This is a genomic window from Sphingopyxis sp. EG6, assembly GCF_003609815.1.
In the GTDB taxonomy this organism is placed as follows: Bacteria; Pseudomonadota; Alphaproteobacteria; order Sphingomonadales; family Sphingomonadaceae; genus Sphingopyxis.
In genome coordinates this window covers 1,760,015-1,776,132 of sequence record NZ_AP017603.1, presented here as the reverse complement: position 1 = coordinate 1,776,132, position 16,118 = coordinate 1,760,015, and the positions used below count along the sequence as shown (strand labels likewise).

Genomic DNA, 16,118 nt, shown 5'->3' with positions numbered 1-16,118 from the left:
GTCATTCTCCTGTAAACACCGGCGGGCGTTTTTCGACGAAGGCGTTGATCGCCTCGCGGTTATCGGCCGTTTCGTGCACGATCGCCTGATAGGCGGCGCTGAGCTCCAAGATGTCGCTCATCCGGCTATGCTGCGCCTCGCGCAGCAACCTTTTGGTGAGGCGCAGCGCGCGGGGCGGATTGCACACGATCCGTTCGGCAATCGCCACGGCGCGATCGAGCAGTTCCGCGTCGGGGACGACGTCCGTGACCAGACCATATTCCTTTGCCTGCTGCGCGTCAAAGCGGTCGCCGGTCAGGAACAGTTCGGCCGCGCGCGGATAGCCGAGAATCTTTTGCAGCAGCCATGCGCCGCCGTCGCCGGGGACGATGCCGACCTTGATGAAGCTGCACGCGAACTTCGCGCTTTCCGCCGCAATGCGAATGTCGCAGGTGCAGGCCAGGTCGGCGCCCAGGCCGATGGCATGGCCGTTGACCGCGGCGATCATCGGCACTTCGCAGTCCATCAGGGCGCGGATCACTGCCTGTACCCCCTTGCGATAATTGGCGCGGGTGGAGTCGGGCTGGTCGAGCACGCCGATGCCGGTGCGATCCTGCATGCCCTTCAAATTGCCGCCGGCGCTGAACGCCTTGCCGCTGCCGGTCAGGATGATCGCGCTGACGCCGCGATCGTCGCCAAGGGTGCTGAGCGTGTCGATGATGTCCTGGCAATCCTCATGGGTACCGATCGCATTCATGCTTTCGGGTTTGATCATGGTCAGGATCGCGATCTTCCCCCGCCGCTCGACACTCAAAAACTCGCCCATGATCAAAATTCCTTTCCTGTTGGCAAAGGCTATTGCATGGCTGTCGGGACATGCAAGGCTTTGCGCTCTATCCCTTCGATCCACCCGGCGACATCGCAGCACTGCGCGCCGAATTGCGGGCATGGCTCGCGGTGAACCAGCCGCAGGGCGATGTCGTCGCGCGTGCCAATTGCTGGGCGAGCTTCGATGCTGATTTCAGCCGCGCGCTGGGGACGGCGGGGTACATCGGGATGACCTTGCCGACGCGATATGGCGGCGGCGACCGCCATCCGCTGGAACGCTATGTCGTGATCGAGGAATTGCTGGCGGCGGGCGCGCCGGTCGGGGCGCACTGGATCGCGGACCGGCAGACCGGGCCGCTGATCGTGCGTTATGGCAGCGAGGAACAGCGCCAGCGCTATTTGCCGGGGATTGCGAAGGGTGAGCTTTATGCGTGCATCGGGCTGTCTGAACCGGGGGCAGGGTCCGACCTGGCGGCGGTGCGGACCACGGCGCGCGAAACCGCGGAGGGTTGGCGGATCAACGGCCAGAAAATCTGGACCACCGGCGCGCAATTCTCGCACATCATGTTGGCGCTTGTCCGCACCGAGGAGGGCAGCGAGCGCAACGCGGGATTGAGCCAGCTGCTGATCGATCTCGACACTCCCGGCATCACGATCCGCCCGATCATCGACATGGCGGGTAACCACGACTTCAACGAGGTGTTTTTCGACGATGTGCTGGTGTCGCATGGCGCGCTGGTCGGGACGCGGGGGCAGGGGTGGCAGCAGGTGACCGCCGAGCTCGGGCTCGAACGGTCGGGGCCGGAACGCTATCTGTCGAGCCACGCGCTGCTCGCCGCGCTGATCGATGCGGCAGGCGCCGATCCCGACCCGGCGGTCGCGGTGCTGATCGGCGAACTCACCGCCGAGATGTGGACGCTGCGCCAATTGTCGATGTCGACCGCGGCGAAGCTGGCGGCGGGTGAGGATCCGATGGTCGAAGCGTCGGTGGTCAAGGAATTGGGCAACGCGTTCGAACAGGACATGCCGCGCCGGGTGCAGGCCATCGTCGATTGTCCGTGGGACGATCCGGGCGACCTTGGCCGATTGCTCCGTGCGCTGCTGATCGCATCGCCCAGCTTTTCGCTGCGCGGCGGGACGCGCGAAGTGATCCGCGGAATCATCGCGCGCGGATTGGGCCTCAGATGAGCGCGGCGCGCGACATGCTGTGCGACACCGCGCGCGCGGTGTTTGCGGAGGCGGCGACGGCGGGGATGGCGCCGATTGAAGAGGCCGGATTCGGCCTGCTGCTCGTGCCCGAAGCCGATGGCGGTTTCGGCGGCGACTGGGGCGACGTGAATGCGGTGTTGCAGATCGCGGGCGTCGCGGTCCCTGATCTGGCGATTGCCGCGCTGATCGCGCCGGACGCTGTGCAGCCTGCCGCTACGGTCAGCCTGATGGCGGGCGCGATGGGGCAGGCGCTGGCGCTGTCGATCGCGCATGTGAACACGCGGCAGCAATTCGGGCGGCCGCTAGGCAAATTCCAGGCCGTGCAGCAATCGCTGGCGGTGATGGCGTGCGAAGTGCGCGCGGTCGAAGCAGCGGCTGCGGCGCTGGCAGCGCGGCTGGATGCGGTGGGGTTCGATCCTGCCGCGGCGAATTTCGAGATGGCGGCGGCGAAGTTGCGCGCCAACCGCGCGGTCGGGGTGGTGACCGCAATCGCGCATCAGGTGCATGGCGCGATCGGCTTTACCGCCGAATATGTGCTGAACCGCGTGACGATCCCGCTGATGCGCTGGCGCAGCGAGCATGGCAATGATGCTTATTGGGCGGCGAAGCTGGGGCGGCAGGTGTCCGGGCTTGGTGGACAGGGGCTGTGGGAAGCGCTGACCGCGCGGTAAGCCTGATCTGTACCACGCGGTCATCACCGCAGCCCTGAGCCTGTCGAAGGGCGCTTATCCGAGAAGCGCCCTTCGACAGGCTCAGGGCTACGGTTCAGATTGAACGAGCATCCACTACCGCACCGCGCCGCCTTCGCGCAGCGCCGTGATCTTGGGCGCGTCATAACCGAGCCCCGCCAGCACCGCATCGCCATTGGCGCCGACCGCCGGAGCCGCGCGCGGCGTGTCGTTGACCGTTGCCGAATAGCGCGGCGCGGGAGCGGGCTGGACCGCGCCGCCGACCTCCAGAAACGTCTCGCGTGCGACATTGTGCGGATGCTGAGGCGCTTCGCCCAGTGACAGGATCGGCGCAAAGCAGACGTCGGTCATCTCCATGATCGCGCACCATTCGTCGCGGGTCTTCGTGAGGAACAGCGCGGTCAGCTTGTCCTTCAGCGTCCCCCATTTCGAGGGGTCCATTTGCGCATCGAAATCGGGATCGTTGGTCAGCCCGGTCTTTTCGCGCAGCAGCGCATAGAATTGCGGTTCGATCGACCCAATCGAGATGAACTTGCCATCGGCGCAAACATAGCTGTCATAGAAATGCGCCGCGCCGTCGAGCAGGTTGACGCCCGCCTCGTCTTTTAGCCGTCCCATCGCCTTGAAACCCCAGGTCATGCCCGCGAGCAGCGCCGAGCCGTCGGTCATCGCGCAGTCGATCACCTGACCCTCGCCGGTGCGCGCGGCATGGACGAGCGCGCTCGCCATGCCGAAGGCGAGCATCATCCCGCCGCCGCCGAAATCGCCGACATAATTGACCGGTGGCACCGGCTTTTCGCCCGCACGACCGATGCCGTGGAGTACGCCTGACAACGCAATATAGTTGATGTCGTGACCCGCGGCCTGGGAGTAGGGCCCGAACTGCCCCCAGCCGGTCATGCGGCCGTAGATCAGCTTGGGGTTATCCGCGAGCAGCACATCGGGGCCAAGCCCGAGCCGCTCCATCACGCCGGGACGATATCCCTCGATGATCCCGTCGGCGCTTTTGCAAAGCTCGCGGGCGATCGCGACCGCTTCCGGGTTTTTCATGTCGAGCGCGATCGAGGTGCGGTTGCGACTGAGCGGATCGCGCGGGTCCATGAAGCCGCCTGGGCGGTCGATGCGGATCACCTCGGCGCCATGATCGGCGAGCATCATGCCGCAGAAGGGACCGGGGCCGATCCCGGCAAATTCGATGATGCGGATGCCCTTCAGCGGCCCAGCCATGTCGTGTCTCCCAGATTTATATCAGCTCGTCATTGCGCGGAGCGAAGCGACGCAGCAATCCAGTGCGCGCGTAATCCGCTCTGGATTGCTTCGCTCCATTCGCAATGACAAAGGTTGATTATATGCGTTCGATGATGATCGCGGGCGCCATGCCGCCCGCGGCGCACATCGTAACCAAGCCGTAGCGACCCCCCGAGCGCTCAAGCTCGTCGAGCGCGGTGCCGATCAGGATCGAACCGGTAGCGCCAATCGGGTGACCAAGCGCCATCGCTCCGCCGTTGATGTTCACCTTATCGCGGTCGAGATCGAGGTCGCGGATGAACTTTTCGGCGACGACCGCAAAGGCTTCGTTGATTTCCCAGACGTCAATGTCGTCCTTGCTCAGTCCGGCCTTTTCGAGCACTTTTTTCGCTGCGGGGACGGGAGCGTTGAGCATGAGCGTCGGATCGTCGCCGATATTGGCATAGGCGACGACGCGTGCGCGGGGTTTCAGGCCGTGCTTGTCGGCATAGTCTTTGGACGCCAGCAGGATCGCGGCGGCGCCATCGACAACGCCCGACGAGTTGCCGGCATGATGGAAGTGTTGGATTTCGACATCGGGATAGCGGCGGTTGATCTGCTTGCGGAAGCTGAAGCCGCCGCCCAGGTCAAAATCAGCCAGGCCAGTGAAGGCGGGCTTGAGCGACGCCAGTCCTTCGGCGGTGGTTTCGGGGCGCGGGAATTCTTCATGGTCGAGCGCCACGCTGCCGTCGGGGTTGAGCACTGGGACGACCGATTTGGCAAAACGGCCTTCCTTGATTGCGCGATCGGCGCGCTGCTGGCTGACCAGCGCGAGCGCGTCGAGATCTTCGCGGCTGATCCCTTCGATCGTCGCGATCGCGTCGCCGCAGACGCCTTGGTGCGACTGCGGGTGGAGTTCGTCGAGCGCTTCGTGACCCGACCCCATCAGCCGCGGCGGCAGCCCGGCGTTGGCTTGTTCGGCGGCATAGGCGGTGGTGTAGCTCATCATTTCGGTACCGCCCGCGATGACGCAATCTTCCATGCCGCTCATGACGGTGGCGGCGGCCAGGTTGACCGACGTGATGCCCCCGCCGCAGAAACGGTCGAGTGTCGTCCCCGAAGCCTGGGTGTCATAACCCGCCGACAGCGCCGCCATGCGGCCAAGGTCGCCGCCCTGCTTGCCATTCTGTGACGACGTCGACCAGATGATGTCATCGACCGTCGCGGTGTCGAGGTTGTTGCGCTCCTTGATCGCTTTCAGCACCGTGGCGGCGAGATGTTGCGGGTGGAGGTGCGACAGCGCGCCCTTGCCGGGCTTGCCAACCCCCCGCGGGGTGCGGACGGCGTCGATGATATAGGCTTCGGGCATGGAAGTGTCCTTTCAGAAGGATATTATTGGAAGATCATGATTTAGGGATTTGCTGACCTCTACCCCGTTCGTGTCGAGCGAAGTCGAGACACGCCGAGTTCGTGCGTGCCTTCACGTGTCTCGACTTCGCTCGACACGAACGGAAAGGGGACGATGTCATAGCTCAGCGGGGGGCCATGCGGATCGCGCCGTCGAGGCGGACGGCCTGGCCGTTGAAATAGGTGTTGCGGATCATTTCCATCGCGAGGCTGGCATATTCCTCGGCCTTGCCGAGCCGCTTGGGGAAGGGGACGGACGCTTCGAGGCTTTCCTTCACCTTGGGGTTCATATTGTTCAGCAGCGGTGTGCCGAACACGCCCGGCATGATCGAATTGACGCGGATGCCAAGGTCCATCAGGTCGCGCGCCATCGGCAGGACAAGGCCGTTCACTCCGGCCTTGGCCGAACCATAGATGACCTGCCCGATCTGGCCGTCCTGCGCGGCAACCGAGGCGGTGAGGATGATCGCGCCGCGCTCGCCATCCTCCAGTTCGGGCAAGGTGGCCATGCCTTCGGCGGCGATCGATGCCACGCGGTAACTGGCGGTGAGGATGCCCTCGACGCCAAAGGCGTAATCCTCGGTCGGCGTCCGGCGATAGCCGCCCTTTTGTTTATCGTAGGCGAGCGTCTTGCCGCGCCGCGACGTCATCGCGCAGTGGACGCAGATGCGCTCCTGCCCATGCGCCGCGCGCGCTTTCGCATAACCGTCGAGCACCGATTGCTCATCAGTGATGTCGACATGGACGAACAGCCCGCCGATCGACTGTGCGACCTCTTCACCGAGCGGGTCGTTGATGTCGAAGACTGTGACCTTGACCCCTGCCGTCGCCAGCGCTTCGGCGGTGGCGCGGCCAAGTCCCGAAGCGCCGCCGGTAACAATGGCCGATGTGGTGGAATCGAATTTCATGCGCGCCTCCTCAAGCCGGAATCTGGTTGAACGGGACGCCCTTGTCGGGGCGATGATCCTGCGGCAGGCCGAGCACCTTTTCGGCGATCGTGTTGAGCAACGTCTCGTCCGACCCGCCCGCGATGCGGCCCGTCGGGGCGTTGATCCAGCTTGATGCCCAATCCTCCTTTTGCGAGGCATGTTCGTCGAAGGCAAAGCCGCCGGTGCCTTGCAGGTCGATTGCGAGCTCGGACAATTTCTGGCGCGAACGCACCGCGACCAGCTTGTTGAGCGAACCTTCGGCGCCCGGGATCATCCCCGCCTGCATCATCAGCCGCGCGCGGACGTTGATCGAATCGAGCCCCGACCGCATCGCATAGTTGCGCGCGATCTGTTGCCGGATACGGCCGTCCTCGATCGCGGGCTTGCCGCCCAGCGACGTCTCTTTAGCGAGGTCGACGAACAGGTCGAGGTGCGGGCCGAACCCCGCGCTGTCGGTCGCGACATAGCGTTCGATCATCAGCGTGGTGATCGCGACCGCAAAGCCGCCGCCGACGGGCGACATGCGATGATCGTCGCTGATCTTCACATCATCGAAGAACACTTCGTTGACGTGGCTGTCGCCGCCGGCAAGCTTGATCGGCCGCACCGTCACCCCCGGCGCTTTCATGTCGACCCAGAAATAGGTCAGCCCCTTGTGCTTGGGCACGGTCGGGTCGGTGCGCACGACGATGACGCCATAGTCGCTGTAATGCGCCCAGCTGGTCCAGACTTTCTGGCCGTTGATCTTCCAACCATTGCCATCGGGTTCGGCGCGGGTGCGCAGGCCCGCGAGGTCCGAGCCGCCCGAGGGCTCGGAAAACAGCTGGCACCAGATTTCCTCGCCCTGCAGCGCCTTCAGGACGCGTTCCTTGACGAACTCCTTGTCGCTGCCGAACTGCATCAACACCGGCACCGGCATGCCGAGAGAGATGCCGAAATAGAAGTTCGGGAAGCCGTGCTTCATTTCCTCGGCGTCGAAGGTCACCTTTTCCAGATGGGTCAGCCCCTGGCCGCCATATTCGGTCGGCCAGTTGATACCCGCATAGCCCGCATCGAATTTCGCCTTTTGATAGCGGCGCCCGAGCGCCAGGTCTTCGGCTTCCGACAACCCTTTGCGCGCCGCGCGGCCATAGGTCGGCGCCATCGATTCGAGCCAGGCGGCGGCCTTGGCGCGATAGGTTTCGAGATCGCTCATGCCGCTTCTCCTGCCAGACGGTCGACCAGCACATCCTCCCAGAACAGGCTGCTGCCCTGTTCGATAGCGAGGCTGCGCGCGCGGCGCATATGAAGGTGGAGGCCGAGCTCCCACGTCACGCCGATGCCGCCGTGGATCTGGATGCAGTCGCGCGCCGCAGTGTCATAGGCTTCGGTCGCCGACAGCCGCGCGGCGGCGGCGGCGGTGATGAAATCGGATTCGCCCTCGCGCGCGGCGGCGTGGATGCAATTGGCGCGCGCCAGCTCGACCACGCCGTAAAGCTCGGCGATACGGTGCTTCACCGACTGGAACGCACCGATCGGCTGGCCAAAGGCGCGGCGCGTGAGCGCATAGTCGCGGGCGATTTCCATCAGCACTTCGGCGCCGCCGGTTTGCTCATGCGCCGTCACCACGGCTTGCAGGGCGAGGATGTGGAGCGCGGCGTCGCGCGCCGCATGGCCGACCGCCAAGGTTTCCGCGGGTGTGCCCGCAAAGTGCAGGTCGGCGAGGCAACGGCTGTTGTCGAAGCTTGCAACCGTCGATCGTTCGACCCCCGCAAGCTCGACCAGCGTCAGCGCAGGCATTCCGGGACCGTTGGCCAGCACGATCGCGATGTCGGCGGCCAGTCCACCCGAAACGGCGCTGGCGACCCCGGCGAGCAAATCGCCGGTCAGCGTCACGTCAGGCTGAGCGGGCAGCGCATCGGGGCCAGCGGCAAAGGCGATCGCGCCGATCGTCTCACCCGACGCCAGCCCGGGCAGCCACCGGGCCTTTTGCGCGTCGGTGCCATAGATTTCGATCGCCTTGGCGGCCCCGAAATTCGAAGTCAGAAAAGGTGCGCCGCTAAGCGACCGGCCCGCCTGATGCGCGATCAGCCCAAGCTCGACCAATCCAAGCCCCAGGCCGCCCTGTGCTTCGGGAAGCGCCAGCGCGGTCCAGCCCTGTTCCTTCGCCGTGTCCCAGAAGGGGCGATGATAATCGCCGACCGATTCGAGCAGTGGCAGCAAGTCGTCCTTGCTGACGCGCGCTTCGAGTACCCGCCGTGATTCGGTCGCGATGGCCTGTTGGCCTTCGTCGTAAAGGATCGTCATGACCGCATTTGTCCCGCTCCCGTATATCTTGTCTTGCCAATGAACCGGACGTTGACGTAAACGTCAAGTCAATTCCGGCGCGGCGTCGACGTAGCGTCATTTGCCGCGACCAAAATGGGGAAGGACAGGCCATGGCTTTCAAGACACGCATCACCGACATGCTGGGGATCGAACATCCGATCGTTCAGGGAGGCATGCAGAGCGTCGGCTACGCCGAACTCGCCAGCGCGGTTTCGAATGCCGGGGGGCTCGGGATTATCACGGCGCTGACCCAGCCCAGCCCCGAAGCGCTGCGCGACGAAATCGAACGCTGCCGCGCGATGACCGCCAAACCGTTCGGCGTGAACATGACCGTGTTCCCGACGATCAACGCCCCCGATTACAAGGCCTATGCGCAGGCGATCATTGATGGCGGGGTCAAGATCGTCGAGACCGCGGGAACGCAGGCGGTACGCGAGATATGGGAGATGCTGAAACCCCACGGGGTCGCCATCCTCCACAAATGCACCGCGGTGCGCCATGCGCTGTCGGCCGAGCGCGCCGGATGCGACATCATCTCGATCGACGGGTTCGAATGCGCGGGGCATCCTGGCGAGGACGATATTCCGGGGCTGATCCTGATCCCCGCCGCCGCCGACAAGGTGAAGATCCCGATGCTGGCCTCGGGCGGCTTTGGCGACGGCCGCGGCTTGGTCGCTGCGCTGTCGCTGGGCGCCGAGGGGATCAACATGGGCACGCGCTTCTGCGCGACAGTCGAGGCGCCGATCCACGACAATGTGAAGCAAGCCTATATCGACAATGACGAGCGCGGCAGCTTCCTGATCTTCCGCAGCCTCAAGAACACCGCGCGCGTCGGCAAGAGCGCGGTGAGCGAAGAGGTGGTGCGCCGTCTCGCCCAGCCCGATGCGACCTTTGCCGATGTCGCCGAACTGGTGAACGGCAAGGCGGGGCGCGAACTGCTCGAAACCGGCGACCTGTCGAAAGGTGTGTTCTGGGCCGGGATGGTGCAGGGGCTGATCCACGACATCCCGACCTGTCAGCAACTGATCGACCGCATCATCGCCGAGGCCGACGCGATCGTCGATCAGCGACTGGCATCGATGCGGCGTTAGGCCGATATGCTGGCGCGCCGCGCGGGCTTTCGATATGATCCGATTCTTCGCAATCTGATCATTTTGTTGCCCACGGCGTTTTCACCCGCCGGTGCGCCAGGGGGGATGTTTGAGCCTCATCGAATATAAGGGTTTTGGCGGCGTCCCGCTGTCTGCCGATGTGCTGGGCGACGACAACGACCCTGCGGTTCTGCTGATCCCCGACATCGGGCAGCCGCGCAGCGCGTGGCGTGCGGTCGCCGAAGGCCTGGTGCTGTCGGGGCGCCGGGTGGTCAATCTCGACCTGCGCGCGCCCGGCGGCGTCGACCAGCTCGCCGCCCATGTCGAAGATTTGCGGCTGGTCCTCGCGCAAATGGGGTCGCGTCCGGTGGTGGTTGCCGCGCGGCATGGCGGCTGGATCGCGACGCGCGCGCTGGCAACCGACGGCATTTTGCTCGCGGGCGGGCTGGTGCTCGTCGATATGCCCGACGATGCCGATGCGGTCGCCAGCGGTATCGCGGCGCGGCAGGCGCTGCCGACACTGACGGTGCGCGGCGGCTTTGCCGCGGTGCCGAGGGGCGCCGGGGACGACGCGTTCCAAGCCGCGCTGCCGATCGGCGAACGGGCCGATATCGACGATAGCGACCTGGCGCTGGGCACCGACCGGACCGAGGCGCTGCTCGGCCAGTTGCTCGATTTTCTCGAACGCCGCCAGCCACGTGAGGCGACCGAGTTTCAGGCAGGATCGGACCCGCGGACGCTGCGCGATGCGATGGGCTGCTTTGCCACCGGCGTGACGATCGTCACCGCGCTCGATGCGGACGGGGCGCCGGTCGGATTGACCGCGAACAGCTTCACCTCGGTATCGCTCGACCCGCCGCTTTTGCTCGTGTGCATCGCCAATTCGGCAGGTACGGCGCCGGCGTTGCGCGAGGCGGGACATTTCGGGGTCAACGTCCTCCAGATCGGCCAGCAGCCAGCATCGAACCGCTTTGCCACCCGCGGCGAGGATCGCTTTGCCAATCTGCCGTGGGCGCCGGGGCAGACCGGCGTCCCGCTGCTCGGCAGCTCGCTGGTGTCATTCGAATGCCAGCGCGAATCGCTGCACGAGGCGGGCGATCATTTCATCCTGGTCGGCCGCGTGGTGCGCGCGCAGTTCGAACCGCACCGCGATCCGTTGCTCTATTTCCGCGGCAAATACCGCCGCCTGCATTTCGCTTGAGGTTGATGGTCGGACCGGACAGTCGGTGGCGGAGCGGGAGGGATTCGAACCCTCGATGGGCTTTTGACCCATACTCACTTTCCAGGCGAGCGCCTTCGACCACTCGGCCACCGCTCCGCATGCTTGGAACGGGCGCCCTAGTCGCTGGGCAGGGCTTTCGCAAGTCGGTTGAGCATGGCACACAGGTGGCATGAAACATCTGCTTCTGGCCGCCGCTGCCGCTTCGCTCGCCCTTCCGGTCACTGCGCAGGAGCCTGCCCCAATCCCGTCGCCTGGAGAGATTGCGGCGGCGGCGCGCGCGGGCGACTGGATCGCGATCGCGCCTTCCGACCTGTTGGTGATGGACTTGGCGCCCGACACCAAGGGCAAGCCGCGCCGTGTCGTCATCCAGTTGATGCCCGCGCCGTTCAGCCAGGGATGGATCGGCAATATCCGCAAGCTCGCCGCAGCGCATTGGTGGGACGGCACGAGCGTCAACCGGGTGCAAGACAATTATGTCGTGCAATGGGGCGATGCGACTGAAAAGAAGCCGCTGCCGGAGGGGTTGGTGATGGTGGCGGAGAGCGCATATGTGACTTCCGATCCAGCAAGCGGGCTTAGCACCGTGGATGGCAAGCCGGCGATCCGCCTATCGAGGGCCGAGGCGGAACGGAGGGCGAAGCACTTTGAACGGTCGGTAGATATTTTTGACGGCGCGTCGATGGCTGACGCCTATGCGCCGACCGTGATGTTCGAATCCGGATGGCCGATCGGCTATTCCAATGCGTCCGTGCCAGATAGCCGTTGGCCTCTTCATTGCTACGGCATGGTCGGTGTAGGCCGCAACCTGTCGCCCGACACGGGCACGGGCGCCGAACTCTACACCGTCATCGGCCACGCCCCGCGCCATCTCGACCAGAATATAGCGCTCGTCGGTCGCGTGATCAGCGGGATCGAGCATCTGTCGAGCCTGCCACGCGGCACCGGTGCGCTGGGTTTTTATGAATCGGAAGTTGAGCGCGTGCCGATCGCCTCAGTCCGGATCGCCACCGAACTGCCCGAGGCCGATCAGCCGCGCTTCGAATATCTGTCGACCGAGAGCGACAGCTTCGCGCGCTATGCCGACGCCCGCGCCAATCGCCGCGATCCGTTTTTTATCAAGCCCGCGGGCGGGGCCGACATCTGCAATATCCCGGTGCCGGTTCGCGCGGTCGGCGAAGGGAAATGACGTTAGTGCATGATCGATAGACGCCCTTCGACAGGCTCAGGGCTACGGTGTTGGAAGCGTGAGGACTCATTTTGTTACCGTAGTGCTGAGCTTGTCGAAGCACGCTTGTCGTCCAAAAGCATAGGGTTGTGCGATGGACTGGATGTTCCACTGCTATCTGCTGCGCTGCGCGGACGGTTCCTATTACACCGGCCGCACCGATGACCTGCCGCGACGGATTGGCGAGCATCAGTCCGGGTTCTTTGCGGGGTACACTTATAAGCGGCGGCCAGTCGAGGCGGTCTGGAGCGACGCTTTTCAGACGCGAGACGACGCGAAAGCGGCCGAGCGTCAGATCAAAGGTTGGAGCAGAGCCAAGAAGGGAGCGCTGATCGCTGGCGATTGGAACCGAATCTCGGAGTTGGCGACATGCCGGTCTCTGGCCGATAGTCGCCCTTCGACAGGCTCAGGGCTGCGGTGATGGAAAGTTTCACTGTCACCACCCCACTCTGGCGCTGGCAGTCCGCGACCGCCCCCGCGGCGTGGTTCTTTGTCACCATCACGGGCGATGCCGCCGATGGCATCCGGATCGCGGCGATCAGCGGCCAGTGGCTGGATGGGCGCAAGGGATTCGGATCGGCGCGGGTCGATGTGACGATCGGCGACACAAGCTGGCAGACATCGGTGTTTCCGCACAAGGAAAGCGGCGGCTGGCTGCTCCCCGTCAAGGCCGCGGTGCGCAAGGCGGAGGGATTGGCCGAGGGCGATTTGGTGCGGGTGACGGTCAGTCTTTAGAGTCTTTCTGGCTTAGATTGAGGCATATCCGGCTCCACGGATGTAGTTGGCGCACTCGTTGGGCGGGAAGTGATCGAGCAGTTTTCCGATGCGCCGCCATGTGGTTTCGACGGTGCGCTCGTTGGCCTTTCGGAGCAGGCGTTTGAGCTTGGCGAACATTTCCTCGATGGGGTTCAGATCGGGCGAGTAGGGCGGCAGGAAGAACAGCCTGATGCCCGCCGTCTTGAGCAGTTTGCGCACCTGGCTGCCTTTGTGGCTGCCGAGGTTGTCGACCACGACGATGCAGCCCGGCTCCAGCTCGGGGATCAGGAACTGCTCGACCCAGGCGGTGAAGCTCTCGCCGTTGATCGGGCCGTCGATAACGCAAGGAGCGACGATGCCGTCATGGCGCAGCCCGGCAATGAAGGTCAGCGTCTTCCAATGCCCGTGCGGCACCTTGTCGATCAGCGCCTCACCCTTGGTATGCCAGCCATGGGTGCGAGTCATGTTGGTCTTCGCCCAGGTCTCGTCGATGAAGACCATCCGCTTGGGGTCTACCCAGCGCTGGACCCAGCGCCAGCGGGCACGGCGGCGAACGACGTCGGGCCGGTCTTGCTCCTTGGCGAAGAGCGTCTTTTTTTAAACGTCTTGCCGCACCGCCTGAGGAACCGCCACAGCGTGTCGCAGCACACCGTAACTCCCCGCTCGTCACGCAGCTCGGCCAGCAACTCGTGCAGGGTCAGATCCTTCTTCTGTTCGATCCGAGCCAGCAGCCACTCGCGCTCACCCGCCAGCAACGGCCGCATGTGACCGCCGACCTTGCCCGGCTCAACCGAACCTCGCGTCCGCCATGCCTGTGCCCAGCGAACCCCCGTGGCCGGGCTCACCTCCAGCAACCGGGCCGCCGCCCGCGCCGACATGCCCCGATCCAGAGCACGGCAAAATCGAACCCGCAAATCCTGCGATAATGGCCTCATCCATGCTGGCCTCCTCACCAGTGGCCAGCTTGAATCACACTTCTGAGCCCCTGGGAATCCCCCGCGATTCATTCAACATCGGAAAGACTCTAGCCTGGGTGTCCGCTTTCGTTTCGCGCGCCTGCGCCTTGCGCTTGCGCAAGTTGTCGCGCAGCGCCTCGGCCAGACGGCGTTCGCGTTCGATGTCGGCGGGGGAGGGTGCTTTGTTCACCTTCACGGCCATGCCCCCGAAATTGCCCCATCGTCAACCCTCGCACCTTGACAGGCGCCGGACGCCCCGCCATAGGCCGCGCCTGCCCACCGAACAGAGGTTCGCCGGGCGCCCGGTTGCTGCTGTAGCTCAGTGGTAGAGCGCGTCATTGGTAATGACGAGGTCGACAGTTCAATCCTGTCCAGCAGCACCATTTTCCTGCCATTGGCACTTACGACGTTCGCGATTGCTACTTTGGCGAACTTTTCGAGGCTCGCGCAACACGCAAGCACCTAGGCAGCTTTTCAGTTTTTAGTATTTGGCGATCGTCGCCAGAGCCTTGCGGCGGATCCAGCCGAGCGTGTCATGGCGTGGGCATCCGTCGCGCTCGAGCATCCATTCCAGTCGAGTGCCATGTATTCCGCTTCGCGCGCTAAGTTCGCCTAGCGTAATGCGGTCCCGTGCCATTCGGCGCAGCCAACTCCATGAAATCCGATGCGCGCCGCCGCCCCGCTTAGCAATTGATGGGAGGACATGCGCATGTTTCAGCCGCAAATTTAAGATTTCGGCAGCATCACGCTGAGACACGAACCAAGACCCTACGCCGGTCGACATGGCGGCGAGGTTCCGCGTCTGCAGCCTCGCGGCGTCATCTGACGAAATAAAAATCTGACCAATTGTTTCGCCCTCGCAAGAGTAGAGGATCTTTCCGCTAAGTAGATCGCGCATAATTTCACCCCAGGGTTTCGCTCCGCCACCCATCCCTCTCGCAACTCGGTGAAGCGGCCTAGGATCGGCAATGGATGCGGTGGGGCTGGCGGCGTGCATGAGCGCACGACGAAACAACAGGAGCTCGGCATTGTGCGCCTGAAGCGGACCATAATGAGCGAGAATATAGGGGTGAGTGCAACTGACGACGAGATTCTCATCCACCAGTTGCGCCATCGCATATTGCGGGAGGCCAAGGAGATGCGTGAATCTTTCTGGGCCTAGGCGGTTGGCTAAGAAGTCGTCGAGAGTCTCTATTTCGGCGCGATCAAGAGTTGGGAAAACGCGGTTGGCGCGAAAGCATATCCGCGTGATTAGATGTCCGCTGCGACGAGCTTGGGCGAGCTTATTCTCGTGTTGCCCCGTTAGAGTTGCGGCTTGGCGCATGTCGATCTGATCCGACGGCACGCCATCCGCCGTGGAAGTGATTGACGCCATTACATCGGTAATCGCAGAACGGACAACGGGTGGTAGCACCTCGCTGTCGATGCCGGCAAGATAGTGACCTGCCCCCTTGTGACGAACATTATTTTTGGAAATAGATCTGCGCTGAACCGCATCGGCCAGCGCATCAATGAGCCCCTCCGGCCAGCGACGCACGATGTTTGCAGCTTGCGCGAGCGATGCTGTATATTGTCTCAGATCTGCAATGGCGGGTTCGGCCCTCCTAGAAGGGATGAAGCCAGCGGCCGTCAGCGGCATGACGATCAGGGCTAGATTGAAGACCATCCCACCGTCCCACGTCGCCAGCGTGGACGGCAGCTTCGAGCGCGCAGCTGCACGGCGGCATTCGTCGGGGTCGATTAGGCCGATGATAAATGAGATGTCATCGCGCTGTTCGGCTTCGACTGTTGTGGTTGGGGTATCCGCAAGTGCGGCATTGCATAGGTCGCATCGGTCGAGCCGATCGGCCGCCTGCCACCTTTGCACCGCTCCGCACGCGCAAGTGTCCACGAGATATTCCCAGGTTTCGGTGCAGCACGGGATCATCTTAAGAGACCATAGGGCACGTGCGTGGGCGGATCGTGCAACGGCAGTTGGGGCGAAGCGCCTGCGTCGAAACAAAATCTCGTCTGACCGAACCGCGCAACCGAAGAAGTCAACGTAGCCCACATCCGTGCGAGGTGGATGTCTACGCCGTTGTATCTCAGCAACGGGCTGGCGAAGAATCTCCGCTAGCCCCGCCTCGTCCAGATCATGGATAAGAGATGCGGTCGGATTATGTGCGTGTGGTGCTCCGACTTGGCTCAAGATGACGTGGGACGAAGGCAAAATATTCCTGGCCACCGTGCGGGCAACAAGGCTCATCAACCCTTCGGTGGGAATTGCGGGCACGCCCCAAAGCACCGGTCCCAT

The 16,118-nt window shown here is 63.9% G+C and carries 16 protein-coding genes and 2 tRNA genes; 8 read left to right on the top strand and 10 right to left on the bottom strand.

Annotated features, from left to right (window positions below):
• Position 1: 1 nt before the first annotated feature.
• Positions 2 to 805: a crotonase/enoyl-CoA hydratase family protein gene (locus SPYCW_RS08755; protein ID WP_120216467.1), complete on the bottom strand. Its 804-nt coding sequence runs from the start codon at positions 803 to 805 to the stop codon at positions 2 to 4.
• A 50-nt stretch (positions 806 to 855) separates the two neighbouring features.
• Here SPYCW_RS08755 and SPYCW_RS08750 point away from each other — a divergent pair, with 50 nt between their 5' ends.
• A complete protein-coding gene (locus tag SPYCW_RS08750) occupies positions 856 to 1,995 on the top strand; it encodes an acyl-CoA dehydrogenase family protein (RefSeq protein WP_120216466.1) in 1,140 nt (379 codons plus the stop codon).
• Positions 1,992 to 2,687 carry an acyl-CoA dehydrogenase family protein gene (locus SPYCW_RS08745; protein ID WP_120216465.1) on the top strand — a complete coding sequence of 232 codons (696 nt, stop codon included), beginning with the start codon at positions 1,992 to 1,994 and terminating at the stop codon, positions 2,685 to 2,687. The genes SPYCW_RS08750 and SPYCW_RS08745 overlap by 4 nt, the downstream gene beginning before the upstream one ends.
• Before the next feature lie 114 nt (positions 2,688 to 2,801).
• Here SPYCW_RS08745 and SPYCW_RS08740 read toward each other — a convergent pair whose 3' ends face one another.
• The 5 genes from SPYCW_RS08740 to SPYCW_RS08720 form a co-directional block, all read right to left on the bottom strand.
• Entirely contained in the window at positions 2,802 to 3,932 is a 1,131-nt protein-coding gene (locus SPYCW_RS08740; RefSeq protein ID WP_120216464.1) for a CaiB/BaiF CoA transferase family protein, read from the bottom strand.
• A gap of 118 nt (positions 3,933 to 4,050) precedes the next feature.
• The gene (locus tag SPYCW_RS08735) at positions 4,051 to 5,301 is read right to left on the bottom strand and encodes an acetyl-CoA C-acetyltransferase (protein WP_120216463.1); all 1,251 of its coding nucleotides are present in this window, start codon (positions 5,299 to 5,301) and stop codon (positions 4,051 to 4,053) included.
• 163 nt (positions 5,302 to 5,464) lie between these two features.
• Positions 5,465 to 6,247, bottom strand: a complete 783-nt coding sequence (locus SPYCW_RS08730; protein ID WP_120216462.1) for an SDR family NAD(P)-dependent oxidoreductase — start codon at positions 6,245 to 6,247, stop codon at positions 5,465 to 5,467.
• 10 nt (positions 6,248 to 6,257) lie between these two features.
• Positions 6,258 to 7,463, bottom strand: coding sequence for an acyl-CoA dehydrogenase family protein (locus SPYCW_RS08725; RefSeq protein ID WP_120216461.1), 1,206 nt, complete (start codon positions 7,461 to 7,463; stop codon positions 6,258 to 6,260).
• Positions 7,460 to 8,554 (bottom strand): acyl-CoA dehydrogenase family protein, encoded by a 1,095-nt coding sequence (locus tag SPYCW_RS08720; RefSeq protein WP_120216460.1) that lies wholly within the window; start codon positions 8,552 to 8,554, stop codon positions 7,460 to 7,462. Before SPYCW_RS08720 ends, SPYCW_RS08725 begins: the two co-directional genes overlap by 4 nt.
• 131 nt (positions 8,555 to 8,685) lie before the next feature.
• On the opposite strand from SPYCW_RS08720, the gene SPYCW_RS08715 reads away from it, so the two are divergent.
• Both SPYCW_RS08715 and SPYCW_RS08710 read left to right on the top strand, forming a co-directional pair.
• Complete coding sequence (locus SPYCW_RS08715) at positions 8,686 to 9,666, top strand: NAD(P)H-dependent flavin oxidoreductase (RefSeq protein WP_120216459.1); 981 nt, start codon at positions 8,686 to 8,688, stop codon at positions 9,664 to 9,666.
• A 109-nt stretch (positions 9,667 to 9,775) separates the two neighbouring features.
• A complete protein-coding gene (locus SPYCW_RS08710; RefSeq protein ID WP_120216458.1) occupies positions 9,776 to 10,867 on the top strand; it encodes a flavin reductase in 1,092 nt (363 codons plus the stop codon).
• 26 nt (positions 10,868 to 10,893) lie between these two features.
• On the opposite strand, the gene SPYCW_RS08705 is transcribed toward SPYCW_RS08710, so the two are convergent.
• Positions 10,894 to 10,984: transfer RNA gene (locus SPYCW_RS08705), tRNA-Ser, on the bottom strand.
• A 73-nt stretch (positions 10,985 to 11,057) separates the two neighbouring features.
• On the opposite strand from SPYCW_RS08705, the gene SPYCW_RS08700 reads away from it, so the two are divergent.
• From SPYCW_RS08700 to SPYCW_RS08690, 3 genes are all read left to right on the top strand, one after another.
• Positions 11,058 to 12,074 carry a peptidylprolyl isomerase gene (locus SPYCW_RS08700; protein ID WP_120216457.1) on the top strand — a complete coding sequence of 339 codons (1,017 nt, stop codon included), beginning with the start codon at positions 11,058 to 11,060 and terminating at the stop codon, positions 12,072 to 12,074.
• Positions 12,075 to 12,207: 133 nt separating this feature from the next.
• Entirely contained in the window at positions 12,208 to 12,534 is a 327-nt protein-coding gene (locus SPYCW_RS08695; RefSeq protein WP_232014894.1) for a GIY-YIG nuclease family protein, read from the top strand.
• Entirely contained in the window at positions 12,534 to 12,848 is a 315-nt protein-coding gene (locus tag SPYCW_RS08690; RefSeq protein ID WP_120216456.1) for a DUF1905 domain-containing protein, read from the top strand. The genes SPYCW_RS08695 and SPYCW_RS08690 overlap by 1 nt, the downstream gene beginning before the upstream one ends.
• A 12-nt stretch (positions 12,849 to 12,860) precedes the next feature.
• Here SPYCW_RS08690 and SPYCW_RS08685 read toward each other — a convergent pair.
• Together SPYCW_RS08685 and SPYCW_RS08680 are read right to left on the bottom strand one after the other, a co-directional pair.
• Positions 12,861 to 13,804, bottom strand: a protein-coding gene (locus tag SPYCW_RS08685) for an IS630 family transposase (protein WP_120216151.1) whose coding sequence is annotated in 2 segments (ribosomal slippage) — positions 12,861 to 13,466 and positions 13,469 to 13,804 — 942 coding nt in all. Because the reading frame shifts where the segments join, the coding sequence is not laid out codon by codon here.
• A 34-nt stretch (positions 13,805 to 13,838) separates the two neighbouring features.
• Positions 13,839 to 14,027, bottom strand: a complete 189-nt coding sequence (locus SPYCW_RS08680; RefSeq protein ID WP_120216455.1) for a hypothetical protein — start codon at positions 14,025 to 14,027, stop codon at positions 13,839 to 13,841.
• 106 nt (positions 14,028 to 14,133) lie between these two features.
• Between SPYCW_RS08680 and SPYCW_RS08675 the strand changes: the two genes are divergently transcribed.
• Positions 14,134 to 14,208, top strand: a tRNA-Thr gene (locus SPYCW_RS08675).
• 98 nt (positions 14,209 to 14,306) lie between these two features.
• On the opposite strand, the gene SPYCW_RS08670 is transcribed toward SPYCW_RS08675, so the two are convergent.
• Positions 14,307 to 16,118 carry a hypothetical protein gene (locus tag SPYCW_RS08670; protein WP_145985963.1) on the bottom strand — a complete coding sequence of 604 codons (1,812 nt, stop codon included), beginning with the start codon at positions 16,116 to 16,118 and terminating at the stop codon, positions 14,307 to 14,309.